This is a genomic window from Mycobacterium sp. NGS66, from assembly GCF_059812225.1.
Window position 1 is genome coordinate 33,243 of record NZ_JCALCG010000014.1, and the last position, 24,152, is coordinate 57,394.

Annotated in this window: 23 protein-coding genes; 11 read left to right on the plus strand and 12 right to left on the minus strand. The window is 64.5% G+C overall.

Annotated features, from left to right (window positions below; translation table 11 throughout):
- Positions 1 to 60: 60 nt before the first annotated feature.
- Complete coding sequence (locus tag AC5Y2L_RS22255) at positions 61 to 498, plus strand: nuclear transport factor 2 family protein (RefSeq protein ID WP_499932277.1); 438 nt, start codon at positions 61 to 63, stop codon at positions 496 to 498.
- Here the strand turns inward: AC5Y2L_RS22255 and AC5Y2L_RS22260 are convergent.
- Complete coding sequence (locus AC5Y2L_RS22260) at positions 488 to 1,387, minus strand: TIGR03619 family F420-dependent LLM class oxidoreductase (protein ID WP_499932274.1); 900 nt, start codon at positions 1,385 to 1,387, stop codon at positions 488 to 490. The genes AC5Y2L_RS22255 and AC5Y2L_RS22260 overlap by 11 nt on opposite strands.
- 10 nt (positions 1,388 to 1,397) lie before the next feature.
- Positions 1,398 to 2,492: an acyl-CoA dehydrogenase family protein gene (locus AC5Y2L_RS22265; protein WP_499932273.1), complete on the minus strand. Its 1,095-nt coding sequence runs from the start codon at positions 2,490 to 2,492 to the stop codon at positions 1,398 to 1,400.
- A 113-nt stretch (positions 2,493 to 2,605) separates the two neighbouring features.
- Here AC5Y2L_RS22265 and AC5Y2L_RS22270 point away from each other — a divergent pair, with 113 nt between their 5' ends.
- Genes AC5Y2L_RS22270 through AC5Y2L_RS22285 form a run of 4 tightly spaced genes read left to right on the plus strand, consistent with a single transcriptional unit; the run spans position 2,606 to position 7,517 of the window.
- Complete coding sequence (locus AC5Y2L_RS22270) at positions 2,606 to 3,802, plus strand: amidohydrolase family protein (protein ID WP_499932270.1); 1,197 nt, start codon at positions 2,606 to 2,608, stop codon at positions 3,800 to 3,802.
- 6 nt (positions 3,803 to 3,808) lie between these two features.
- Positions 3,809 to 4,783, plus strand: a complete 975-nt coding sequence (locus AC5Y2L_RS22275; RefSeq protein WP_499932268.1) for an acyl-CoA dehydrogenase family protein — start codon at positions 3,809 to 3,811, stop codon at positions 4,781 to 4,783.
- Entirely contained in the window at positions 4,780 to 5,979 is a 1,200-nt protein-coding gene (locus tag AC5Y2L_RS22280) for an acyl-CoA dehydrogenase family protein (RefSeq protein WP_499932266.1), read from the plus strand. Before AC5Y2L_RS22275 ends, AC5Y2L_RS22280 begins: the two co-directional genes overlap by 4 nt.
- Positions 5,979 to 7,517, plus strand: coding sequence for a class I adenylate-forming enzyme family protein (locus AC5Y2L_RS22285; RefSeq protein ID WP_499932264.1), 1,539 nt, complete (start codon positions 5,979 to 5,981; stop codon positions 7,515 to 7,517). The genes AC5Y2L_RS22280 and AC5Y2L_RS22285 overlap by 1 nt, the downstream gene beginning before the upstream one ends.
- A 4-nt stretch (positions 7,518 to 7,521) precedes the next feature.
- Here the strand turns inward: AC5Y2L_RS22285 and AC5Y2L_RS22290 are convergent, their stop codons facing one another.
- The 7 genes from AC5Y2L_RS22290 to AC5Y2L_RS22320 all read right to left on the minus strand — a co-directional run bounded on the left by AC5Y2L_RS22290 (position 7,522) and on the right by AC5Y2L_RS22320 (position 15,187).
- Complete coding sequence (locus AC5Y2L_RS22290) at positions 7,522 to 8,715, minus strand: amidohydrolase family protein (protein WP_499932261.1); 1,194 nt, start codon at positions 8,713 to 8,715, stop codon at positions 7,522 to 7,524.
- 89 nt (positions 8,716 to 8,804) lie between these two features.
- Complete coding sequence (locus tag AC5Y2L_RS22295; protein WP_499932259.1) at positions 8,805 to 10,256, minus strand: class I adenylate-forming enzyme family protein; 1,452 nt, start codon at positions 10,254 to 10,256, stop codon at positions 8,805 to 8,807.
- The gene (locus tag AC5Y2L_RS22300; RefSeq protein WP_499932258.1) at positions 10,253 to 11,053 is read right to left on the minus strand and encodes an enoyl-CoA hydratase/isomerase family protein; all 801 of its coding nucleotides are present in this window, start codon (positions 11,051 to 11,053) and stop codon (positions 10,253 to 10,255) included. Before AC5Y2L_RS22300 ends, AC5Y2L_RS22295 begins: the two co-directional genes overlap by 4 nt.
- A complete protein-coding gene (locus AC5Y2L_RS22305) occupies positions 11,050 to 11,862 on the minus strand; it encodes an enoyl-CoA hydratase/isomerase family protein (protein ID WP_499932257.1) in 813 nt (270 codons plus the stop codon). The genes AC5Y2L_RS22300 and AC5Y2L_RS22305 overlap by 4 nt, the downstream gene beginning before the upstream one ends.
- Entirely contained in the window at positions 11,859 to 13,106 is a 1,248-nt protein-coding gene (locus AC5Y2L_RS22310) for an acyl-CoA dehydrogenase family protein (RefSeq protein ID WP_499932255.1), read from the minus strand. Before AC5Y2L_RS22310 ends, AC5Y2L_RS22305 begins: the two co-directional genes overlap by 4 nt.
- A 6-nt stretch (positions 13,107 to 13,112) precedes the next feature.
- Positions 13,113 to 13,919: an enoyl-CoA hydratase/isomerase family protein gene (locus AC5Y2L_RS22315; protein WP_499932253.1), complete on the minus strand. Its 807-nt coding sequence runs from the start codon at positions 13,917 to 13,919 to the stop codon at positions 13,113 to 13,115.
- Between the two features lie 8 nt (positions 13,920 to 13,927).
- On the minus strand, positions 13,928 to 15,187 hold the full coding sequence (locus AC5Y2L_RS22320) for a hotdog family protein (RefSeq protein WP_499932251.1): 1,260 nt from the start codon (positions 15,185 to 15,187) through the stop codon (positions 13,928 to 13,930).
- Positions 15,188 to 15,278: 91 nt separating this feature from the next.
- Between AC5Y2L_RS22320 and AC5Y2L_RS22325 the strand changes: the two genes are divergently transcribed.
- Entirely contained in the window at positions 15,279 to 16,103 is an 825-nt protein-coding gene (locus tag AC5Y2L_RS22325; protein ID WP_499932249.1) for an enoyl-CoA hydratase/isomerase family protein, read from the plus strand.
- A 3-nt stretch (positions 16,104 to 16,106) separates the two neighbouring features.
- On the opposite strand, the gene AC5Y2L_RS22330 is transcribed toward AC5Y2L_RS22325, so the two are convergent.
- Positions 16,107 to 16,973 carry an SDR family NAD(P)-dependent oxidoreductase gene (locus tag AC5Y2L_RS22330; RefSeq protein WP_499932247.1) on the minus strand — a complete coding sequence of 289 codons (867 nt, stop codon included), beginning with the start codon at positions 16,971 to 16,973 and terminating at the stop codon, positions 16,107 to 16,109.
- Positions 16,974 to 17,029: 56 nt separating this feature from the next.
- Here AC5Y2L_RS22330 and AC5Y2L_RS22335 point away from each other — a divergent pair, with 56 nt between their 5' ends.
- Positions 17,030 to 18,598, plus strand: coding sequence for a class I adenylate-forming enzyme family protein (locus AC5Y2L_RS22335; protein WP_499932245.1), 1,569 nt, complete (start codon positions 17,030 to 17,032; stop codon positions 18,596 to 18,598).
- Between the two features lie 35 nt (positions 18,599 to 18,633).
- On the opposite strand, the gene AC5Y2L_RS22340 is transcribed toward AC5Y2L_RS22335, so the two are convergent.
- Positions 18,634 to 19,062 carry a Zn-ribbon domain-containing OB-fold protein gene (locus tag AC5Y2L_RS22340; protein WP_499932243.1) on the minus strand — a complete coding sequence of 143 codons (429 nt, stop codon included), beginning with the start codon at positions 19,060 to 19,062 and terminating at the stop codon, positions 18,634 to 18,636.
- A complete protein-coding gene (locus tag AC5Y2L_RS22345; RefSeq protein WP_499932242.1) occupies positions 19,062 to 20,207 on the minus strand; it encodes an acetyl-CoA acetyltransferase in 1,146 nt (381 codons plus the stop codon). Before AC5Y2L_RS22345 ends, AC5Y2L_RS22340 begins: the two co-directional genes overlap by 1 nt.
- Before the next feature lie 76 nt (positions 20,208 to 20,283).
- On the opposite strand from AC5Y2L_RS22345, the gene AC5Y2L_RS22350 reads away from it, so the two are divergent.
- The 4 genes from AC5Y2L_RS22350 to AC5Y2L_RS22365 are packed head-to-tail and all read left to right on the plus strand — an operon-like array spanning position 20,284 to position 24,149.
- Positions 20,284 to 21,084 (plus strand): HpcH/HpaI aldolase family protein, encoded by an 801-nt coding sequence (locus AC5Y2L_RS22350; RefSeq protein ID WP_499932240.1) that lies wholly within the window; start codon positions 20,284 to 20,286, stop codon positions 21,082 to 21,084.
- 40 nt (positions 21,085 to 21,124) lie between these two features.
- The gene (locus tag AC5Y2L_RS22355) at positions 21,125 to 22,240 is read left to right on the plus strand and encodes a TauD/TfdA family dioxygenase (RefSeq protein WP_499932238.1); all 1,116 of its coding nucleotides are present in this window, start codon (positions 21,125 to 21,127) and stop codon (positions 22,238 to 22,240) included.
- Entirely contained in the window at positions 22,237 to 23,328 is a 1,092-nt protein-coding gene (locus AC5Y2L_RS22360; protein WP_499932236.1) for a hydroxyacid dehydrogenase, read from the plus strand. The genes AC5Y2L_RS22355 and AC5Y2L_RS22360 overlap by 4 nt, the downstream gene beginning before the upstream one ends.
- Entirely contained in the window at positions 23,325 to 24,149 is an 825-nt protein-coding gene (locus AC5Y2L_RS22365) for an enoyl-CoA hydratase/isomerase family protein (protein WP_499932235.1), read from the plus strand. The genes AC5Y2L_RS22360 and AC5Y2L_RS22365 overlap by 4 nt, the downstream gene beginning before the upstream one ends.
- The last annotated feature ends 3 nt before the right edge of the window (positions 24,150 to 24,152 follow it).

The following is a 24,152-nucleotide window of genomic DNA, read 5'->3' on the forward strand; positions in this document are numbered from 1 at the left end:
GAGAATAGACGTTATCGTGTGCGAGAACGCAATTTCCAGCCAATTCTTGAAGGAGAGCAAATGGATACCTGGGAACTTGCGATCCGCGAGGCGGTACGCCAGACGCTCGCCGACTACACCGCGGCCACCGACCGCTTTGATCTGCGCGGTCTGGCGGCCTGCTTCGGACCCGACGGCGTGCTCGAATTCACCGGAGGTGCACAACCGCTCACCGGGCCCGCAGAGATCGAGACCGGGCTCGGCGCTGCCATGGCCAAAAATCCCGATCCGGCAAGACCGGCGCCAACACATGTGCGCCATCACGTTTCAAGCATCCGGTTCGGGTCTGTTGCCAAGGACCGGGTTGAGGTCAGTAGCTATTTCGCCGTCCATACTGACATCGGTCTCGACCACTGGGGACGCTATCGCGACGTCCTCGTACCGCTGAACGGGCGGTGGTTGTTCGCGCATCGGCGCATCAGCGTGGACGCCTTCGCAGCCGACAGCCTTATGCGATGAACTCCGCTGCGAAGGCCTGCGCGTGATCGATGACCTCGGCCCGGGTCGCCCCCGCAGGTGCGATGGTCAGCCAGGTCACGCCCATCGCTTCGAGCTTGGCGATCGTGGCGTGCCGTTCGTCGGTCGACTTGGTTTCGTCGAGCAGGTTGCCTGCCGAGAAACAAATGTCCAGCGGTTCGGTACGGCCGATCTCGGCCGCGTACTTCCTGGCCCAGGTGATTGCTGCCGCCAATTCGTCGAGCGTCGAGATCTCTGCGGTTCGTGACGCGGTGGCGTAGCCGAACGTGTTGAAGGGCGCCCACCCTTGCCCACGGCCAACCGCGCGGCGGACAGCGGGCTTGCTGTTGCCGCCAACCCAGATCGGTGGGGGAGTCGCCGGTACGGGATACAGGCGCACAGCGCGGGCGGTGAACGAGGTGCCGTCATAGGCGACATCCTCGCCGGTAAGCACCTTGGCCAGGACATCCAGCGCTTCGTCCAGCAGCGCCCCGCGGTTGTCGAAATCTATTCCGAGCGCTCTGAATTCGGGTTTGAGGTAACCCGCGGCGGTGCCGAGTATCAGCCGGCCCCCGGACAGGACGTCAAGGCTCTGGATCGATTTCGCGCCGAGGAATGGATTGCGGTAGGCGGCGATGTAGACGTTCGTCAGCAGCTTGACGTCCGTTGTGGCGGCCGCCGCGAACGACAGCGCCACGAATGGGTCGAGGGCGTGGTGTCCGCCGTGGTCGAGCCATTTGGCGTCCGGGGCGGGGTGGTCGGTGACGTGCACGGCGGAGAATCCGCTCGCCTCGCCGACGCGCGCGATCTCGGAGATCGCTTCGGCGGTGACGAATTCAGATACGGCGTCTACCCGGTGAGTGGGCAGTTCCAGAGAGTAGGAGATGGCCACGTTAGTCCTTTCATGGTGCGACGAGGGCTGCCAAGCGTTGGGCATGGTGGTCGGGGCTCCCGAAGATCAGTTCGGTGGCCTTGGCGCGTCGAACGTACAGGTGGGCGTCGTGTTCCCAGGTGAATCCGATCCCGCCGTGGATTTGCATGTTGTTCAATGCGACCTGCAGAAAGGCTTCCGAGCAGGCCATCTTCGCTACTGACGCAGCGATCGGCAGGTCGCTGCGGTCGGCGGATTCCGCGGCGTGGACCGCGGCTGAACGGGCGCCCTCAACGAGCACCAGCATGTCCGCGCACCGGTGCTTGATCGCCTGAAAGCTGCCGATGGCGCGCCCGAACTGGATTCGCTGCTTGGCGTAGCCCACCGCCATATCGAGGCAGCGTTGGGCGGCACCGACCTGCTCAGCGGCCAACGCAGCGATCGCGAGGTCGCAGGTGCGGGCCAAGCCCGCGGCCGCGTCACCCTCGCTTCCGATCAACCGGGCGGGGACGTCGTGGAACTGCAAACGTGCGATTTTTCGCGTGCGGTCCAGAGTCGTGAGCGGTTCACGGGTGAGCCCGTCCGCGTTCCCCGACATGGCGAACAGCGACGTGCCTGCGCTCGTATTCGCCGCGGCGAGAACAACATCGGCGGTGTGGCCGTCGAGGACGAGAGCCGCGTCGCCCTGAATCCGATGACCGGCGCCGTCGGCGCGTGCCGTCAGCGTGACGGCCTGCGGATCCCACGCATCGAGCTGGCCGTTAAGGACGAGCGTCGCGGTCGTGGACCCGTCGACGAAACCCGGTAGATAGTCGCCCATAGCTGCGGTGTCGCCGCTGCACAGAATCGCTTGCGTGGCCAGTGCGACGGTGGAGAAGAACGGCGCACACAACAGCGCGGCGCCCATCTCCTCGAACACGACGGCGAGCTCGGATAACGTGGCACCTGCCCCGCCGTACTCTTCGGGAACGGCGATGCCCTGCAGTCCAAGCTCGCTGGCCATTTGACGCCACACAGTGTGGTCATATCCCTCTTCGGTGGCCATGAGTTCCCGCACCCGCCCGGTCGGTGACGTGACCTCCAGAAATTTCCGCACCGCGCGCCGGAGTTCGTCGGCCTCACTCATCGATCGCCTGCCTCCAGGTGCGCCCGGCCCGACCCGGGATAGGCATTCCCGGACGAGGATAGTATCTTTTCTGAAATAGGAGAATATCCATTCTCACGTGAAGGGGCCGCGCGGTGACGACGAAACTCGACTACGGGATCATCGACTGCGACACGCATTGCTACGAGACGCGCGATGCGTTTACCCGCTACCTGCCCAAGGAGTTCCAGGACCGGGCGATCACGACCGTGCGCGGAGCTGACGGCGTCGAGGTAATCCTGGCCGGCCATCGTGTCGCAACCTTCAACAGTGAAGGCGGGCTGGGCCTGGACGTCGCGTACCGCCCCGGATCGCTGAAAGAGATGCTGAGGCAGATGGGATCCGGCAACCCAGAGGAGTCCTACGAGCCGCAGCCCATGCAGCCCGAGTACATCGAGCGTTCAGCACGGCTCGCGGTGATGGAGAAGCAGAACGTCGAGCGGATGGTGATCTATCCGAGCGGCATGGCCCTGTCTGCCGAGCACTACGTTGATGACACCGCGGCGCTGTACGCAAATCTCCGGTCGTTCAACCGATGGTTCGACGAGGAGTGGGGGTTCAACTACCAGGACCGCATCTACGCGACCGGGCTGCTTTCACTTCGCGACCTCGACTCGGCCGTCGCCGAAACCGAGGCATTGATCGCGCAGGGTGCAAAATTTGTCCTGCTGCCCACCGGCCCGGCATACGGTCGATCTCCGGGGGACCCCTACTTTGATCCGATTTACGCGCGCCTTCAGGAAGCCGGCTGTGTCCTGGTGTTCCACATCATGCCGTTCTGGTACTTCGATGCGATCTCACCTGCTTGGGGGCACTGCGCAGACCCTGCCTCGTGGCACATGTCGGCCTGGCAGTGGATGAACATCTACGGCCAGCGCCCCATCGAGGACACCCTGTCAGCCCTGATCTTCGACAACCTGTTCGGCCGATTCCCAGGGTTGAACGTGCTTGTCGCCGAACACGGTGCAGAGTGGGTGCCGTTCTTCACCAAGCACATGGACAAGAGCCGCGGCATGGGCCGAAATGGTCCATGGATCGGGGGAAAACTGACGGAAAAGCCGTCCGCCATCTTCCGGCAGCACGTTCGGGTGGTGCCGTACCCCGAGGACGACACTCCCGCGATCGTCAACAGCCTGGGCTACGACGACTGCCTGGTGATGGGCTCTGACTACCCGCACGCGGAAGGGCTGGCCGAGCCTGCTGACTTCGTCAAATTGCTCGAACCGCTCGACGACGCCACCAAGAAACGGATCATGCGTGACAACGCTGACCAGTTGATACAGCGGAGCTAAAACTCGATGGCTGACGCAGACGAGGGGGACGTCGACCTCGATCTGCTGCGCGCATCGGCACGCGATTTCCTGACGGGCCGGGTCGCCCAGGACTCCGTCAAAGAACTCGCCGCGATGGACTGGACGGGGCTGCTCGTCGAGGAGACTTTTGGTGGCAGCGGATGGCGCCCAGTTGAGACGACAGTCATCGCCGAGGAACTCGGCCGCGCACGGAACTCCTCGACGTGGTTCGGCTGTGTGCTGGCAGCGGCGGCATTGACTTTGGCCCCCCGTGAGGTGCGCGACCGATGGCTGCCTGCGATGCTCGACGGAACCGCGACCGCAGGCTGTGCGCTGTCCGGCGAAACCGTTCGGGTTGCGCGCGGCGACGCGATCGATATCTTGATCACGCTGGGGCACAACGGGATCCAGCTGTTCGAGGCGTCTAAAGCAATGCCGAGAAGCCGCGATGACGAATTGCTCGATGTCGACCGCGCGGCGTGGCGTGTCAATGTCGCTGGGACACAGGGTGTTTTGATCGCCGATCCGCTACGAGCGGCTCAGCTGCTGGCGGTGGCCAGGGTCTTGCTCAGCGCGGATTCGCTGGGAGCGCTGTCGAGCACATTCGATCGGCTGGTCGGCTACCTGAAGGAGCGCATCGCCTTTGGTGTGCCGATCGCGAGTTTCCAAGCGGTGCAACACCGGCTGGTGGATCTGTTGGTCTTCGAGGCGAAGGCCCGCGCGGTCGTCATGAAGGCCGCCCGCGCGTTGGTGGCCGATGGCATTTCGGATGACGCCGTCGCTTTGTCAGCGGCGGCTCACGCGTTCGTCACTGCCAAGGCCACCGCCGCCGTCGACGAATGCATGCAACTGTCGGGCGGCATCGGTTTCACCTGGGAGTACCCGCTGCACCATGAGCTGCGCCGGGTCTTCACGAACGCCTATCTGCTCGGCACGGCTCGGTCCAGTCGGGCGCTTTTTGCGGAAAGGGCGGGCTGGTGAGTGCCGCAGTTGCCCGACCAAGCGACGCGCAGTTGACCGAGTTCAGACAGCGCGTCAGGGCGCATATCGCCGAACACGCACCGCCATTCGAAGCGAGGGAAGGACGCCGGGCACCGGAAAGCGCTGAGCAGGAAGCGCAGTTGCGGAGATGGTTCGCCTCGTTGTTCGGCGCGGGTTTCCTCGGCGCAGACTGGCCAGTCGAGCATGGCGGCCGCGCCGATCACCACCCGCTGCACGACCGCATCGTCAGCGAGGAGATCCTGCGTGCCCGTGCTCCGCGGCCCGTCGACCAGGTCAACCTCGCGGCCCACGTGCTGCTGCATTTTGGGTCGGTCGACCAGAAAGCAGCGTGGCTGCCACCGATTCGCCGCAGCGAGCATGTGTGGTGTCAGTTGTTCAGCGAGCCTGACGCCGGCAGCGATATCGCCGCCATCCGCAGCAGGGCCGCAGAGCAACCCGACGGGAAATGGGTGATCGACGGTCACAAGATCTGGATCACCGACGGACAGTGGGCCGACATGGGGCTGGCGCTCATCCGCACCGACCCGAATTCATCACGACACCATGGCCTTTCGGTGTTCGCGGTGCCGATGTCGACGCCGGGCATCGAGGTTCGTCCGATCCGGACAATCAACGAGGCGGTCGAGGTGAACGAAGTGTTCCTCGACGGTGCGACGGTGCCTGCGGGAAGCCTGATCGGCGAAGTCGGCCAGGGTTGGTCGATCATCATGGCGGGCTTGGACTTCGAGCGGTTCGGGATCGGCGGCAACGTCATCTTGCTCGAGCTGCTGATCGATGATCTGGTGATGGTGGCGCGCAACGCCGTTCTCGACGGCACCTCGGCGCTCGAACACGATGACATCCGCCATGCAGTTGCCGAGCTCGCCGTCGAAGTCGAGGTGGCGAAGTCTTTCATCGATGACCATGTCGAACGTCTCATCGCCGGTGCCGAGCACCCGGGTGACGGTTCGATCGCCAAGCTGAGTTTCGCCGAGACTTATCACCGGGTTTCGGCGTATGGCGCCGAACTCGCCGCGACGGTATGCACGGTGGCTGCGGATCCTAGCGTCGAACAGGCCAAACAACGTCTGCGAGAATGCTGGCTGTGGTCACGCGCCTATACGATCTCCGGCGGAAGCTCCGAGATGATGCGTAACATCCTCGCCAAACGTCGGCTTTTGTTGCCGAGCCCCTGATGTCCGAAACGTACTGGGGCTTGGTTGAAGTCGCGGCCGAGGCACACCCCGACCGCATCGTCCTCGCCGACGACTTCGGTCGCAGCCTGACCTGCGGGCAACTTCGCGACGAGGCATTGCGGACGGCAGCAGCGCTGGCGGCTTCCGGAGTGGGAGAGGGCACTGTGGTGTCGTGGCAATTGCCGACCACATTGGAAACGATGGTGGTGATGGTCGCACTCACCCGATTAGGTGCCGTGCAGAATCCCATCCTGCCGATTTGGCGAGAACGCGAAGTTCGCTTCGCGACAAGACAACTCGAGACTGAGGTTTTGGTCGTGCCCGGTCGTTGGCGCGGTTTCGACCACACCGCGCTTGCCCGCGAACTAACGGCCGAACAGCCAATGGCCGTTGTGGTGATCGACCATGACGCGCCGATCACCGGGGCGCTGCGGTTGCCGATCAGCGATCCGGCCATGCTGCCTGCGCCGCCGGCAACCGCTGAGGCCCCACGCTGGGTCTACTACTCCTCGGGTACCACGGCGGCGCCAAAAGGTGCTCGGCATTGCGACCGTTCGGTGATCGCGGGTTCTGCGGGGGTGGTCGGCATCGTGGGGGCATCGAGTAATGACGTCAACCCGATCGCATTTCCGATCTCGCACATCGGTGGCGCGGCGATGCTCGCGGGCAGCTTGCGGACCGGCATGCGGTTGGTGCTGTTCGACACGTTCGATCCCGCGACCACACCGCAGGCGATCGCCGCACACCGGCCAACGCTGTTAGGCACCGCGACGCCGTTTTTCGTCGCGTTCATGGCCGCGCAGCGCGCACACGGAGCCCAACCGCTCTACCCGGATCTACGTGGGTGCGTCGCCGGTGGCGCGCCGATCACCGCGGAGCTGGGACGGCAAGTGCGGGAAACGTTTTCAGTGAACGGCGTCGCCAATTCCTGGGGCTTGACCGAGTTCCCGGTCGCGACGTCGCAGCGGCCAGAAGCGGCCCCGGATCTCCTCGACCGGACGGTGGGACGTCCGGTCGCGGGGGTGTCTGTGCGCGTCGTCGACGACCGCGAGCGCGAGGTTGGTGTCGGCGAGGAAGGTGAACTTCGGCTCAAGGGGCCGCAGTGCTTCCTGGGATATGTCGACAGCTCGTTGAACGCCGACGCATTTGACAGCGATGGGTGGTTCCGCAGTGGCGATCGCGGACATATCGACGGCGACGGCAACGTCACCATCACCGGACGCATCAAGGACGCGATCATCCGCAACGCCGAGAACATTTCGGCGCTGGAAATCGAGGACGCATTGGCTACCCACCCGGCGGTCGCCGACGTCGCGGTCATCGGGGTCCCGGATTCTCGCACGGGTGAGCGGGTTTGCGCGATCGTGGTCGCGGAGGCCGGACGTGAACTGACACTTGACGAGTTGGCCGGACACTGCCAGGCGCAAGGGTTGAGCCGGCACAAATTTCCGGAGCGACTCGAAGTCGTGGAAGCGCTGCCACGAAACCTTACTGGGAAGGTGCTGAAGAACGAACTGCGTGCGCGGTTCGGTTCCTGACTGGTTACAGGCCGATGAGCTGCTTCAAATTGCCGCCCATCACCTGTGCTGTGGTGTCGGCGGGAAGGTTAACGAGTTCCTTGACGAAATCCGCCGGGTGGGCGAGCCCCTCTGGATGCGGGAAGTCCGAACCGAACATCACCCGGTCGGCGCCGAGGACGTCGACGAGGTGTGACATGTCCTCTTCATGGAACGGGTTGACCCAGACGTGCCTGCGGAAGACGTCACAGGGGTGTTCGGTGAAGTCCTTGGGCTTCTTGCGATAGACCCGGTCGAATACCTCCATCAACCGCTGAGCCCACGATCCGCCGTTCTCGACCACACCGATGCGAAGACCGGGGAAGCGCTCGAAGACGCCGTGGGCGATGAACGCCGCGAGCGTGTCGAAGATGTGGCGACTCTCTTCGTAGATGAAGCCGCGAAGCTTGGTGAGTTGGAACCCCTGGAACTCGTCGCCGCCTTCCCAGTCGTCGACGTAACGGTCGTAGCCGGAATCGGAATTGTGCATCTGCACCGAGATACCCGATGCCTCGACGAGCCGCCAGAAGTCGTCGAATTCGGGTAGCGCCGGCGATCGAGAAGTGCCGTCTGCGCGCGGTACTGGGGCCGGCCGGATCAGCACCGTCCTGGCGCCTTTCTCCAGGCACCACTCGAGTTCCTTGACCCCTTCAGCCGGATCGTTGAGCGAGATCGCAGGCACGGGAAAGATGCGGTTTTGGTAGTTGAACGTCCAGTCGTCGAGCAGCCAGCGGTTGAAGGCATGCGTCACCGCGTGGGTCAGTTCGGTGTCGGACTTTGTCCGTTCCTCGAGCATGCCCGCCGTGGTCGGGAACATCACCGCGCCGTCCACACCCTGCTGGTCCATCAGCTCCAGCCGTAAATCCGGGCGCCGGAACGCGTCCGGGCAGCGGATGGGCTGGGCCAGTTCTCGCAGCGACTTGCCCTCCGGATTGATGCCGCGGTAGTAGTCGGCCCATGCGCCTGGCGTCGGGATCACCTCGTAGGTCGGGTTCGGGATGCACTCGGTGACCACGCCGAGGATCTGTAGTTTCTTGCGTCCGTTCACGTCGACGAATTTCAGCGCCTCGGAATACTTCTCGGGCAGGTAGCGCGTGTAGGCATCGATCGTCTCGTACATGTGGTTGTCGGCGTCCCAGACTTCGAATGCTTTTACGTCGGTCACCAGCGCCTCCACCATGCGTGAGAATGTTGATTCTCAAGATAGCAAACGGCCGTATACGACCGCTACCGCCCCTAAAGTTCCCATGCGTAACGGCCGACGCAGAATCAGGCGCTAGCCATCGCGGCCAGTTTGCGTCTGACGACCTTGCCGACATCGTTGCGCGGCAGCTCTTCGACGAACACCACCCGCACGGGTACGCGGTAGGGCGTGAGACGTTCACGGCACCAGGCGATCAGGTCGTCTTCGGACAGCGCGCGGTCGTGACAGGCGACGAACGCCCAGGGCACCTCGCCGAGGCGCTCATCGGGAATCCCGACCACCGCCGCTTCGCGTACTCCCTCGGCGGCCAGCAGTACATCTTCCACCGTGCCCGGGAAGACCTTCAGCCCACCGCGGTTGATCATGTCCGACACCCGGCCGTCCAGCCACAGGAACCCGTCGCCGTCGAGCCACCCAAGGTCACCGGTATGAAACCAGCCGTCATCGGTGAGCCTGTCGAGGAACGCCGGGTCGATCTGGCGAGCGGCCGTCGTCGGCGTGCGTACCATCACCTCGTCGTCGGTGATCGTGACATCTATCCCAGGCAGCGGGCGTCCCACCGAGCCGAGCTTGGTCTCGCCCCATTCCCGTGCGTCGGCGGCCGACCATCCGACGACTTCGCCACCGAGTTCGGTTTGGCCGTAGGAGTTGAGCACGATTACACCGAACTTGTCGCGAAACCGACCGGCTTGCACGGGGGACAGGGGAGCGGTGATCGATCGCACGATCTTCAGCGGCGACAGGTCGGTGACCGACTCGTCGTGCAGGACCATCGTCAAGGCAGCGGGGGGCAAGACCGTGGAACGCAGTTGGTGCCGCTTGACCAGTGCGGCGAACTCGGAAGGTGAGAACTTGTCCATCAACACGACACCCGAGCCCGCCCGAAAGGCAAACAGCACTTGGTAGATCCCGGCCCACAACGACAATGAGAGCGGCACGAGGTTCGGCATCTGCGTCCGGTTCCCTTGGGTGGCAGTCGATTTTGCGCCACGCAGCTTGGCCAATAGCCGGTCGATCAGGTCGAGCACGGTGGCGTGGCGCAATGGCACCGGCTTGGGCGGGCCGGTGGTCCCCGACGTGAACTGCAGCAGCGCCACGTCCGCGTCGTATTGCCGCGGATCGGGAGACGGTGCGGCCGACGGCGAAAGCGACCACATCAAGTTCGATCCGGTTACGACGGGCAACCCGGATTCCGCGAACCGATGGGCAAGGTCCGGTGTCGTGATCACCGTGACCGGCCGCAAGGTGGCGAGTTGTGACGCCACCTCCGCATCGGCGGCGCGCGGGTTGAGCGGCGTGTAGACCCCACCGGCACGCCACGTCCCGAAAAGTGCGGCCACCGTGGTGGCGTCATTGGGCAGCATGGCGGCGACGACCTGTCCGGTTGCCAAACCGGATTCGGCGAGCACTGCGGCCAGCCGGTCGGCACTCGCGACGAGGTCGTTGCGCGACACGTCGACGGTCAACGTGTGCACAGCGGTATCGGGCAGGCCCGCCAGCAGTTCGGCGAGACTCACGAGTCAGGCTCCAGCGGTTGCCAATTGGGTGTGCGTTTGTCGGCGAATGCCTGTGGCCCCTCGTTCTGGTCGGGGTGGCCCCACATTGATGTCAAGTGCTTGGCACCCGCTCGGCACGCATCTGTCAAGCCGTATTCGAGCGCCCCCCACAACGCGCGCTTGGTCGCCCGCATCGCGGCAGGCGAGTTCATCGCGATTTTCTCGGCCAGCTCCTGTGCGACGTCGCGCAGCTTGTCGGGCGGGTCGACGATCTGGCTGATCATCCCGAGCTGATACGCGCGTTGGGCGGTCAAACGTTCGTGGCTGCCGACGAGCGCCATCCTCAACACCGCCTCGGCGGGCATCTTTCGCATCAGCGCAATGGTCTCCAGCGCGCTGACCTGACCGATGGAGACGTGCGGGTCGAGGAAGGTTGCGTCGGACGACGCGATGACGACGTCGGCGTCGGCAACCCAATGCAATCCACCGCCCGCGCACACCCCGTTGACGGCAGTGATGACGGGCTTCCCCACATTGCAATGCCAGCCGGTCAACTTCAGGTCCAGTGTGCGCATCGATTCCTGGAACTGCTGCACCGCCTCACCGTCTAAATCTTCGACGTCGGCGCCAACCTGAAAGGCCCTGCCATTGCCGGTGTGCACGATGACGCGCACGCCGGGGTCCGCATCCAATTCCGCCCACGCCCTGGGGAATTCCGCGCGCATTGTCGCGTCGTATGCGTTGAGTCGATCCGGTCGGTTGTTGATGATCCAGCCGACCGGGCCGCGCCGCTCGACGAGCAACCTTTGATAGCTCACGACGCCTCCGCGGGGTCGAGCGGCTGCCAGCGAGCGGGCCGCTTGTCGCGCCACGCGCGTGCGCCCTCGGCATGGTCAGGATGATTGCGCAACCGCCAAATCTCCTCGCTGGCAGCGTGTTTGGCCGCGGACAGGCCGACTTCCAGGGCATGCCACAACGCCTTCTTGGTGGCGCGCATCGCGGTGGGCGAGTTGGTCGCGACGGCGGCGGCCAGCCGGCCGGCGGCCGCCCGAAGCTGATCGGCCGGCACGACATCCGAAACGATGCCCAATTCGTAGGCCCGTTGCGCCGAGATACGCTCGCCCCTACCACTCAACGCCATTCGGGTGATCGCCTCCATCGGAGACTTACGCAGCAGTGTGATTGCCTCGTATGCGACGGCCTGACCCACCGAGACATGCGGGTCGACGAAGGAGGCCTGCTCGGCGGCGATCACGATGTCGGCGTCGGCAACCAAGTGCAGACCCCCGCCCGCACATACCCCGTTGACCGCCGCGATCACCGGTTTCCACACCGCGCAGTGCCACGACGAAATCTTCAGCTCGGCGTCCCTAGTCCGGCGCGAGTGCCGCCGCATGGCGGCCTTGTCACGAGCCACCTGCACCACGTCCATTCCGGTGCAGAACGCCTTGCCGTTGGCGGCATTGACGATCACCTGCACGTCGCGGTCGGCATCCAACTCGCCCCAGGCGGCCTCGAGTTCGTCGAGCATCAGCGCATCGAACGCGTTGCCGGCATCCGGGCGGTTCAGGATCAGCCAGCCGACTCCGTCCGACTTCTCGACGATCAACCGCTCGTAGCCGCTCATGAGCGGGGAATTTCCTTCCAGGGCTTACCCTTCCACGGATCCGGTTCCTTGGGCAGGCCGAGCACGCGCTCGCCGAGGATGTTTTTGTTGATGTCAGTCGTGCCTCCCTCGGTGGCGTTGGCCAGGCTACGCAGCATGCCCTGCACCTCGCGGGGCAACGCGTCAGGGTCGCCGGTCGCCGGCCACGCCACCGCGGCGGTGCCCAGCAAATCAACCATCAAATTCTGGATCTGCTGATTGAGCGTTGCCTGATGGACCTTGCCGATCGAGGACGCTGCACCGGGCGACTGGCCGGCCGAAAGTGCCGCACGTACGCGGGTATTGGTCCAGCCGCGGATCTGCTCCTGGGCCCACAAACGCATGATCTTGCTTCGCACCACGGGGTCGTCCCAACGCCCGATTTCTCGGGCCAGGGAGATCAAGCGCTCTGCGCTGGAACCACCCAGGCGGCCCATACCGCCGGATCCGGATCCGGACACCATCTGCCGCTCACTGGACAGGGTCGACGCGCTGACCCGCCAGCCGTCATTGATCTCCCCGACCCGATGCTCGTCGGGCACCCGCGCGCCATCGAAAAAGACTTCATTGAATTCCGCTTCACCGGTGATCTGGCGCAGCGGTCGCACGTCCACGCCCGGTTGGTGCATGTCGAGCAGGAAGTACGTGATGCCCTTGTGTTTCGGCTGGTCTGGATCGGTGCGCGCGAGCAGGATCGCGAAGTCCGCCTCGTCGGCCCAGGTGGTCCACACCTTCTGTCCGGAGATCACCCAGTGGTCCCCGTCGCGTACGGCCCGGGTGGCTAACGACGCGAGATCGGAGCCTGCGCCGGGTTCGCTGAAGAGCTGACACCATTTCTCTTCGTTGCGGACGATGGGCGGCAGGAAACGCAGCCGCTGTTCTTCGGTGCCGTGACTGAACAACGCCGCGGCCGCGTTGTTGAGCCCCAGGGGATTCAGCCGGGTGAGCCGGAGCGGTGCGAGAACGCTCTCGATGGCGCGTGCAATGTCGTTGCCGACGCCGAGGCCACCGTGCTCCGGAAGCCAGGTCGGTGCAACCAGTCCCGAGTCGGCGAATGTCGGATACCAATCGCGGTAGTCGGCAGCGGAGCGGATGGCCCGCAGGGCCTCCGGCCCTTGGGCGGCGGCCGAGCGCCACGCCGCGGGTACTTCCGCGGCGATCCACTGCCGCACCATGTCGACGGCGTCGGCGGCGGAGGTGTCGGCGGTGATCGGCAATCGTGTCATGATCTGTTAGCGGCCCTGGAACTTCGCGTCGCGTTTGTCGCGAAAGGCCGCCAAACCCTCCTTGAAATCGTCGCTGCGGCTGGACAATTCCAGCGCCAAGGCTTCGTTCTGCAGATGGCGGTCGAGGTCCAGCCCGTTGGCACTGTGCAGCAGCCACTTGGTGAGACCGAGGGCGACGGTGGGCGCCTCACCAACCCGCGTAACGAGTTCCTCTGCAGCAGAAGCCAATTGCTCTGGTGCATAAGCGCGGTGGATGATGCCCCAGTCGGCCGCGGTGGTGCCGGAGATCTCCTCGCCGAGCATCAGCAGCTGCCTGGTCCGCACCATCCCGATCAAACGTGGCAGCAGCCAGGCGGCGCCGCTGTCGGGCGTGAAACCACGGGCCATGAACGGTTCCCAGAACCGAGCGTCCTCGGCGGCCACGCAGAAGTCGGACGCCAACGCGATGTGAAAGCCCAAGCCGGCAGCCCAGCCGCGGACCACCGCGACAATCGGCACCTGGGTCTCCAGCATCAACGGAATAAGCCGATTGGCCTTGTTCGGTAGTCGGCGCTGCGTGCTGCCGACTCGAGGCTTGCGCTCGGATTTCGCGTTGTTGGAGATGAGGTCGGATCCCGCGCAGAAGTCCGGTCCGTCGGCGTCGATGCGGATGACGCGCACCGCCTCATCGATGCCGGCGGCGGCGAGGTGTTCGATCATTGCGTCGAGCATGGTGTCATTGACGGCGTTGCGCCGCTCGGCGCGGTCCATCGTGAGGCACAGAACCGGGCCTTGATGCTCGGCCCGAAGTCCGGGAACGCTCGCATATGCCACGGCAGCTGTCACCGTTCTGCGAATTCGGCTGATAGGGCGGTGAGGAGATCCGTCAGGTTCGTCGCTCCGCCGGGCGGATCGGGCAGCCGCACCGGGCCGCGGTCCCGGCTGGGTAACAAGATGGTCGCGTGTCCCGGTGCGGTGATCTCGTTGCGGTGGTTGGTCGCCGCGAGTTCCACGTCGACGGCGGGGCGGTCGCCTTCCGCGAGATACTTTCGAGTCACTGTTCCGGTGATGGTGTGCAGATCGCCCACGTAGTTGAACAACCGGAACTCACAGTCCAGCTTCCACAACCAGGCGTCATCGCCCATCCAGTCCGTACACAGATGGATCAACCACGTCTCCCGCATCCGGCCGTAATCGAAAGTGGTGGGGTTGCCGGCATTTCGGGCCGCGTCCGGATCCCAGTGCACGCGTTGCTGGACATCGGGGACGCCATGGTCGTTCGGGGTGTAGAAGCGGGGAATGCGTTGCCGGTTGCGCCACGCCAACCGCAGGGGACGCACCCCGTACATACCGGTACCCATGCCGACATGCCAACAGACCATGTCGGTCACGGTGAGCGGACCCTTGGTCAATGTGCCGAGTGCATCGCCCTCGTTGACGTCTTCCCACCACCGTGGCTCGGCGCCCCGCGGGGATTCCCGCGCGTAGCGTTCGTCGATCTCGGCGATCTCCTCAGCTGTCCAGGTCTTGAGTTCGATCGACGCGTATTTCTTGCGACCGCGGGCCTCGCTGCGCTCGGTGCGGATCATGTTGCGGTACTGCCCGCCGAGAAGCATGCCTTCATCGTCCCGGAACACCTGTGCCGACCACTCGTGAATCGCCCGACCGGCGAACTCACTGCTTTTGTCGAGCGCAGCGACAAGCGCGTTGCGCCTAAATACCCGGTGGTTGGCCCGCAGCGGAGCCCACCACTCTCGTGCAGACGACGCGTAGAACGCGTGCACCCCGCGCAGTGGGTCGCCCTTGGTGAGGGCGCGATCCTTCTCGGAGAGCTCAGTGACTTCGTCTTCGCCGATCAACGTGTCACCTCCGACCAGTGCAGGCGGCGCGATCGATTCACCCCAGACCGACTTTGCGGCATAGTCCGGATCGGTCCACATCGGATTGGCGTCACCGTAGGCTTCGGCGACATGGCGGAAAGTGTCTTCATTGGGGCGGAGGTAGTGGGGTGGCAGGGTATGTGGAACGGCGATGCCGATGTTGGCACGCAACCTGGCCAGCCCTTCGTCGGTGATGTGCCCCGATTGAGAGGAGCCGGTCATGGCGCGCCTCCTCAGTTCTGGCGAATATCGTGGCTCCGGCAAGTGTGGAAATTAAGATACCCGAAAAGCGGAAACGCCGTTAACGGCAGGGGTGAGTGAGTTGGGCGAGGAGCAGCCAGGAATCCTGACGGACGTTGGTGCCGACGGTGTTTGCCGCATCACCATTGATCGGGCCGAAGCGGGAAACTCCTTGTCCCCGTTGGCTCGTGATGCGTTGACCGAGGCTTTCCAACGCGCCGGTGACGACCCGGCGGTGCGTGCGGTATTACTGGGCGCGACTGGACAGCGGCACTTCTGCGCGGGGGCCGGGTTGGCAGCTGGATCAGCGCCCCAGCCGCCCATGGCCGAGAAGCGGTCTGGGGACGTCGCTCGGATGCTGCAGAACGGCTGGCAACGGTTGGTTTCGTCAATCCTCGACTGCGACAAGCCGGTGGTCGCCGCGGTGCAGGGCACTGCGGCCGGGGCAGGAATCAGCCTGGTTCTCGCCTGCGATCTCGTCGTCATGTCCACGGAGGCAAAGCTTGTCGCGGCCTTCGCGCACCGCGGTGTGCTTCCCGATTCCGGCGCTATTTTTCTGCTGACGAGGATCGTGGGACTACGTAAGGCCACCGAGCTGTTGATGCTCGGCGAACCCGTGGACGCCGCCACCAGTGAGCGGTTGGGACTGGTCAATCGCGTGGTCGCACCGGACGTTATGGATGCGGTCGCCGGTGAGCTGGCCGGCCGGCTTGCGGCTGGGCCGACGGTGATGCTCGGGCACACCAAGCGACTGCTGTTGGTGTCCTCGGAGTCCGGCCGTGACCGCGCTTTCGAACAAGAGGCATGGGCACAGGAGGCGGTGTCGCGAACCGCTGACCTTCAGGAGGGCCTGCGGTCGTTCGCGGAGCGGCGCGAACCGCGGTTCTTGGGCCGCTGATCCTCACTCCTTCGCAGGCCCACCGCGGATCGTGAACGTTGCGGCATCGTCGATCTCGTCGATCGACTCAGCGACTAATTCCGCAGTGAGCGAGGCGTTCTCGATCCCTTTGGTCACGCCGATGAACACCCGCGACACCTTGCCCGCTCCCACTGAATAAATGTGCGCAGTGCGGTCGCAGTCGCGATGCGACAGATAAACCACGACCGGAGTGACCAACTCAGGGTCCATCGCCTTGCCTGCTTCGCCCATGATGGTCTCGGTCATCCGCGTCCGTGCGATGGGGGCGACCGCGTTGATCGCGATGCCGTTTCGCGCTCCCTCGATGGCGAGGACATGCATCATGCCGACGAGCCCCATCTTGGCCGCGCCGTAATTGGCCTGCCCGAAGTTTCCGAACAAGCCGGTACCCGAGGTCGTTTGGACGATTCGTCCATAGTTCTGCTCTCGCATGACCGGCCATACCGCGCGGGTGACGTGGAACGCCCCGGACAGGTGAACGGAAATGACCGCGTCCACCTGTTCGGCGGTCATGTTCTTGAACGCCGCGTCACGCAGGATTCCCGCGTTGTTGATGAGAATGTCGACCCGTCCGAATGTGTTCATGGCCGCGGCCACAATGGCCGCGCCGCCCTCCTCGGTGGCGACCGAATCGCCGTTGGCGATCGCGGTGCCGCCCGCCGACGTGATTTCGTCGACCACCGCCTGCGCGGCCGATATCGACGCACCGGTGCCGTCCACTGCACTTCCCAGGTCGTTGACGACTACGCGTGCGCCCCGGCGGGCGAGTTCGATGGCGTGACAGCGGCCAAGGCCACCGCCTGCACCGGTGACGATGGCTACCTGATTGTCGAAATTCATTGACGGCATGCTGAGAGGTTACATTTACTCTGAATGAGAACCATCATTTGCATCGGAGGACATCGATGAGCGGCTCGCCGGCGCTGTTGCAGTGTGCGCAGCGGCGCGCCGCGGTATTGCGGGATCGATACCGCGAGGCGGGCTTCTGGTCGGGTCAGCCCGCCGACGTCGTTCGAGCCGCCGCGGAACGAGGTCCGGAGAAGCTGGCTCTGTGTGCCCGGGGGGCGGAGCTTAGCTACGCCGAACTCGACGTGCGCATCGATGCGGCCTGTGGCGCTTTGGCGGCTTCGGGCGTCGCAGCGTCGACACCGACCGTTGTGGTCGTGGGTAACGACGTGGATTCAGTGGTTGCCGTCCATGCAACGTTGCGCCTCGATGCCGTGGTCCTGCTGGTGCCCCGCAACGCCGGTGAGGCACAGCTGACGGACATCGTCGCGCGCACGGGGGCCGAAGTTGGGGTTGCACCGAATTGGCCTGCGGCCCAGCGGAAAGGGGTGCCCACGCAATTGAGATGGGTCGCTGTGGACGCCGGCGGCACACCGCAAACGAAGTACCGGTCCCAGCGTGCGGCCGACGAGCCCTGCCTTGTGCTGTATACGTCGGGAACCACCTCGGTGCCCAAAGGAGTCATCCACTCGCAGAGCACGCTGATGAAGGCGTCGTCGAACTACATCGCGGCCGCCGGACTGGAGCCGGCGGACCGGATTTTTCTCATCAGTCCGCTGGCGTCGGTGACGGGAGTGTTGCAGGCATTGTTCATCGCGCCGATGCTGTGCGCGCCCGTCATCCTCGAGGACAACTGGGATGCCGCCGCAACCTGCGAGTTCCTCGTCTCGTCGGGTGCGACGTGGTACGGCGGACCCGACCGGTTGCTGGACAGGTTGCTCGACGAGGCGGTGGTTCGCGGCCTGGATGTGCCGCTGGAAGCCGTTTATCTGGGCGGGATGATGCTGGACCGGCGCATCGTGACGCGCATTGAAGACGATTTCGGGATCATCGTGATGCGCGCTTATGGCTCGTCCGAAGTGCCGGTGAGCACGTCTAGCCTGCGGTCTGAGTCCGCGGCCGTGCGTCACGCCGACGACGGTGTCGCCCTGCAGGACGTCGAGGTGAAAGTCGGTTCCGCAGCGGATCCGACAGAGTGCTGCATAAGGGGGCCACACACGTTCCTCGGGTACACCGACGCCGCGGACGACGCGAAGGCGTTCGATGGCGACTGGTTTTGCACCGGCGACGTGGCCGAAATCTCCGAAGGCCGGGTGCGCATCGTCGGGCGCTTGAAGGACATCATCATTCGCAACGGTTTGAAGATCGCGGCTGCTGAGGTGGAGGAGGCCGTCGCAAGGATCGCCGAGGTGCGCGACTGCGCGGCGTACTCGGTGGCCGACGCCACGACCGGCGAACGACTCGCTGTCGCAATGGTTCTCGACGCCGACGTCGAACTGTCGCTCGCGGAGGTCGCCGACGCGTTGATCTCGGCGGGACTGCCCAAGTACAAGTTGCCCGAGGAACTGGTGTTCTGGAACGAGCCGCTGCCGGTCAATGCCAACGGCAAGGTCGAGCGCAACAAGCTCGGTGCGCGCTCGGAAGGGAGGCCGCGGGTGCTCGCCGACCGCCTCGCGGCAGCTGGCTGAGCGTCAGTCGGCTGGTTTGTCCGCCGTGTTCATCCCTATTCCTTTCCCGCACCTGCTGCCACCTGCCGGAAGACCGGGACAATAAAGCCGTCATCGTCATCGCGAAATGCGATAGTGAGTTCCATGCCTGCACAAAGGTTTTCGGCGGGGCAGTCTTCCAGAACCGTCATCATCCGGGGGCCCTCGGCGAGATCCACCATGGCGACCACATACGGTGTGCGCGTATCGAAGGGTGCGGCATTCTGGTGCACCACGGTCCACGTGTAGAGCCGTGCCCGCCCGGACGCCGGTGCCTGCGCGACGTCCTCGCTCCAGCAGTGCGGACAGAACGGGCGCACGTACAGCGAGTTCTGGCCGCACCCGGCACACGTGTTGATCAGCAGCCGTCGATCCTGGATGGCCTGCCACCACGATTCACTGTCGCAGTCGATCGTGGGCCTGTTCGCGGCCACCGGCACATCCATCACTGCCTCCCGAGAATCATGGTGGCGCTGTGGGTGAAAAAGCCTCCCATGGCGTGCACGCATGCCAGACGCGCGCCGTCAACCTGTCTGGGTCCGCATTCGCCGCGTAGCTGCCTCGTCGCTTCGACCATCAGAAACATTCCCCGCATGCCGGGATGGCACGCGGCTAGACCGCCGCCGTCGGTGTTGGTCGGTAGCGATCCGCCCGGACGTAGCGCACCTGATGCGATGAACGGCCCGCCCTCGCCTTTGGCGCAGAAACCCAGATCCTCCACCGTGAGCAGCACCGTGGAGGTGAAGGAGTCATAGAGCTGACACACGTCGATATCGGCTGGCCCGACGCCGGCTTGAGCGAACGCCCAGGGGCCGGACAGCGCGGCGGCGGACGTGGTGAAGTCGGCCCACTCGCTCATGCTGACGTGCGATGTCGAGTCGGCGGCACCAAGAATCCAGATGGGCTCCTTGGCGCAATCCTTCGCCACCCGCTCGCTGGCCAGCACCACGGCGCCGCCACCGTCGGTGCGCAGGCACACATGCTTGGCGGTGAAGGGATCGGCCAGCATCGGTGCTGCGGCAACGTCGGCGGCGGTTATCCGGTCGCGCTCAAATGCGTCGTCGTTCATCGCCGCCCACTCGTGGGCCGCAACCGCGACTTCGGCCAATTGCTCTGCGGTGGTGCCGTATTCGATCATGTGGCGCCTGGCGGCCATCGCATACTTTGCGATCAGGGTTGCGCCGTAAGGAGCCTCGTACTGCATGGCCCCGCCGGTACTCATCGCCGCCGCTGATGCACGTACGCGACGCTTGACGTCGGAACGCGCCGTCGATCCGTACGTCAGCAACGCCACGTCGATCGTGCCGGCAGCAATAGCATCGGCAGCGTGTGCTGCCATCACCTCCCAGGACGACCCGCCGACGTTGGTCGCGTCGACCCAGGACGGCCGCAAGCCGAGGTACTCGCTGACCTCAACGGGCGGCAGCAGGGTCCCATGGCCGCCGAGGCCGTCGATGTCATCCTTCGTCAGACCGGCGTCGGCAATGGCGCGGCGTGCGGATTGAGCCATTAACGCCAGCGCGGTCTTATCCGGCACCCGTCCACAATCCGACAGGCCGACGCCGACGATGGCGACTCGATTGGCTGGCATATGTCATGGTTACCACATTGATAATGCCATTCACGACTCGGTGGAATGACCGTTCTCAGTGGGCTACCGTGAGCGTGTGCAGAAACCACTACGGGAGGCGTTGCGCGGCGACGAGCTGGTGCTGTGTCTGGCGCTGATGAGCGCGCGCACTCCAGATATCCCGGCGATCGCTGCAGCATGCGGATACGACGCGGTCTACGTCGACCTCGAACACACCTCCACGACGCTGGAGACGGCCGCGATGCTCTGCGCAAGCGCTTTGGGAGCAGGCATCTCGGCGTTGGTTCGCGTGCCCTCCCACGATCCGAGTGTCATCGCTCGGGTGATAGACAACGGTGCAATTGGAATCATTGTGCCGCATGTGAATTCGAGAGCTGAGGCGGCAGCTGTCGTCGAAGCGGCACGGTTCCCTCCGATCGGGCATCGCTCGATCTCCGGGCCGAATGTGGTGAGCGGGTACCACCCCAGGTCGGCGGCCGAACTCACCGACTTCCTCGAGCGCCGCACAGTGGTGGCGGTGATGATCGAAACGCCGCAAGCGGTCGACGACGTCGACGCGATCGCGGCTGTCGATGGTGTCGACATGCTACTTCTTGGCCCGAGCGATCTGACAGCCGAAATGGGCATCCACGGCGACTATGAGAATGCCCATTTCCACCGTGCAGTAGAATCGGTCGCGGCGGCTTGTCGTGCACACGGCGTGGCGCTGGGAATAGCCGGTATTAAGTCTGTTGACCTGCTGAAACGCTTCACAGATCTGGGTCTGCGTTTCATTTCGGCCGGTACGGACATCGGGATGATGACCGAGGCGGCGACCGCCCGCGCATGCGCGTTGCGAGAGCTCGACGGTCGCCGCAGACGTAGCAACGACGGATAACCCGATAGCCGAAAGCCTCGCCACCACAACAGGAGGACGGATGCCCACCGCGATCTATCACCAGCAAGTCACCGACTCGATGTCCTGGACCGGCGCGGATTTTACGGGGAAGGACGATTTCGCTTTCGACCTATCGACGCGCAACGTGGCTGCCCTGGAATCGATCTTGGCCAATACGTCAAAAAAGGATCGCGACGACATCACCCGCGACGATGCCCGCCACCCCGATCTCGATGATGATCTGGCGAGGCTGTACCGGGATGTGATGTTCGGTAAGGGCCTGGCGTGCGTGCGTGGTTTTCCGGTCGAACAGCACTCGATCGACGAGCTTGAGCGCATCTACTGGGCGTTTTGCACCCATCTCGGCTACCTCGTGTCGAACAACTCGTTTGGCCACCGAATGGTGCGCGTCCAGGAGGAGGTACTGCCGAACGGCGTGCAGCCCGCGCGTGGCACCAAGTCGCGGGCGGAGCTTGCCATGCACAATGATGCCGCTGACATCCTGTCGCTGCTGTGCGTCTATCCGGCAGCCCAGGGCGGTGAGAGCCAGTTCGCGAGCGGGCCGGCGGCACACAATCGGATTCTCAAGGAGCGACCCGATCTGCTTCCAGTGCTATATCAAGGGTTTCCGCATCACCGGCGCAGCGAGCAGCCCGACGACCAGCCGGATGTCACCCCGTACGACGTCCCGGTGTTCTCCCAGATCGACGGCAGGATCTGCATCAACTTCACCTACAGCAGCATCCTGCCCGCCATGCACGCACTCGGCCGGGAGTTCACGCCCGAACAAACCGAGGCGATCGAATTACTCCGCAACATTCTGGTCGAGCAGCAAGTTGAGTTCCGGCTCGAGTCGGGCGAGGCAGCGGTGGCGAACAACTTCGCCATGTGCCATTCGCGTTCCGATTTCGTCAGCAGCAACGATCCGAAAAAGGCCCGCTGCTTCCTGCGCGCATGGATGGAGGTGCCGCGCCGAGACCGACGACTGCCCATCGGGCGCGAGTACTTCCACATGGAGAACAAGGACCTGCGGCTGGGGTATGACGTAGTCCCCGGCCGGGACGGCGCGATTGCGCGCAACGACTACAAGAATGTCAACGCCGAACTCGCCGACATGTTCAAGGCCGCGCAAGCGAAACCGAAGCTGAAGCAATGAGCCAAGGCCCAAGTCCGAGGCTCGTCTGCGAGCGATGGACCGATCCCGTCGCCGCGGAAGTTCTCGAGGCGGCCGACATCGACGTCGTCAAACTCGACCTGAATGCGCCGACCGAGGACGCTTGGGCGGTAATGGAATCCGCCCACGGGTATCAGGTCGCCACGCGCACCGATGTGGCGTCCGTCCCCGACGGCGAACAGTGGTTGGTGGGTCCTGCCCTGGTCCAACGCTGCGATCAGCTGCTGGCCGTCTGTTCGGCGGGCGCCGGCTATGACGTGATCGACGTCGAGGTGTGCACAAGGGCCGGAATCGCGGTGTGCAACAACTCCGGTCCGGGAGCGGAGGCCGTCGCCGAGCATGCGCTGGGTTTCATGCTCGATCTTGCCAAGAAGATCACCATCTCCGACCGCGCACTACGTAGCGGACCGCTCGGTGACCGCTTGGCCTTGCGGGGCAGTCAGTTGCTCGGAAAAACGCTCGGAGTGGTCGGTCTCGGTGCCATCGGCGGCCGCCTGGTCGAGCTGTGCGCGCCCTTCGCGATGGAGATACTGGCCTACGATCCCTATGTCGACCACGTGACCGCCGCCGCGCGCGGCGTGACGTTGGTGGAACTCGCCGAGCTGGTCGGACGCTCCGATTTTGTTCAGGTCACCTGTCCGCTCACGGCTGAGACACGTGGCTTGTTCGGGCCCGAACAGTTCGCCGCGATGAAGCCCTCCGCGTTCTTCATCACCACCGCGCGCGGTCCCGTGCACGACGAAACAGCGCTGTACGACGCCTTGGTCAGCAACGGCATCGCAGGGGCAGGCCTCGACGTGTTCCACGACGAGCCGCCGCGGCCAGACAATCCGCTGCTAGGCCTCGACAATGTCGTTGCCACACCGCATGTCGCCGGCATCACCGTGGAAGCCGCCCGCGACATCGCCGTGGCCACCGCGACCCAATGGCTGGTGATCTTCGGGGGCGGCATGCCGCCCCGGCTGCTGAACCCCGATGTCTGGCCGCGCTACTGTGAGAGATTCAACGATATCTTCGGTTTTCGTCCCACCGCCGCAACGGCTTTGGAGAAAGAGAGCCACAGCAGGTGAGGGATTACGACACTGTCGAATTCGAGGTTCGGGGTCACACGGCGTGCGTGACGCTGAACCGGCCCGAGGTACTCAATGCCATCAACGACGAGATGATCGCAGAGCTCGCCGAGGTGTACGCCGAAATCGAACGCTCCCAAGATATCTGGACGGTCATCATCACCGGCGCCGGCCGCGCGCTGTGTGTCGGAGCTGACGTCAACAAGGCTGCCGACCATGACATGGAGAACGCCGCGGGAATTGACAACCAGGGCGAGCCCATCCTCAGCTCGATGCGGCAATGGGATGCGCCGCAGGAGGCGACGCCGCCCTGGCTTCAGATGACCAAGCCGATCATCTGTGCGGTAAACGGCATCGCCTGCGGCGCGGGAATGGACTTGGTTACCACCGCGGACATCACCGTCGCATCCGAGCGTGCCACGTTGATGGATCCCCACGTCAGCATCGGTGTGAGCTCCGGGCGCGAAGGGGTCAGGCTGGCCCGGATCCTGCCGCTGCCGGTCGCGATGCGGCTGATCTTGATGGGCAAACACGAACAACTCGACGCGCAGCGCGCATACGACTTGGGCGTTTTCACCGAAGTGGTCGCCCACGACAAGCTCATGGATCGGGCGTGGGAGATCGCCGAGATCGTGAATTCCAATGCGCCGCTGGCGGTGCGGGGTTCGCGCATGGCCGTGCGTAAGGGTCTGACATTGCCCATCTACGAGGCCGAGCTACTCGCCGAGAACTACCGCATGAAGGTTGCCCTGACGAAGGATGCCATCGAGGGCCCACGCGCCTTCCTCGAGAAGCGTCAGCCGAACTGGAAGGCGCGCTAGCGC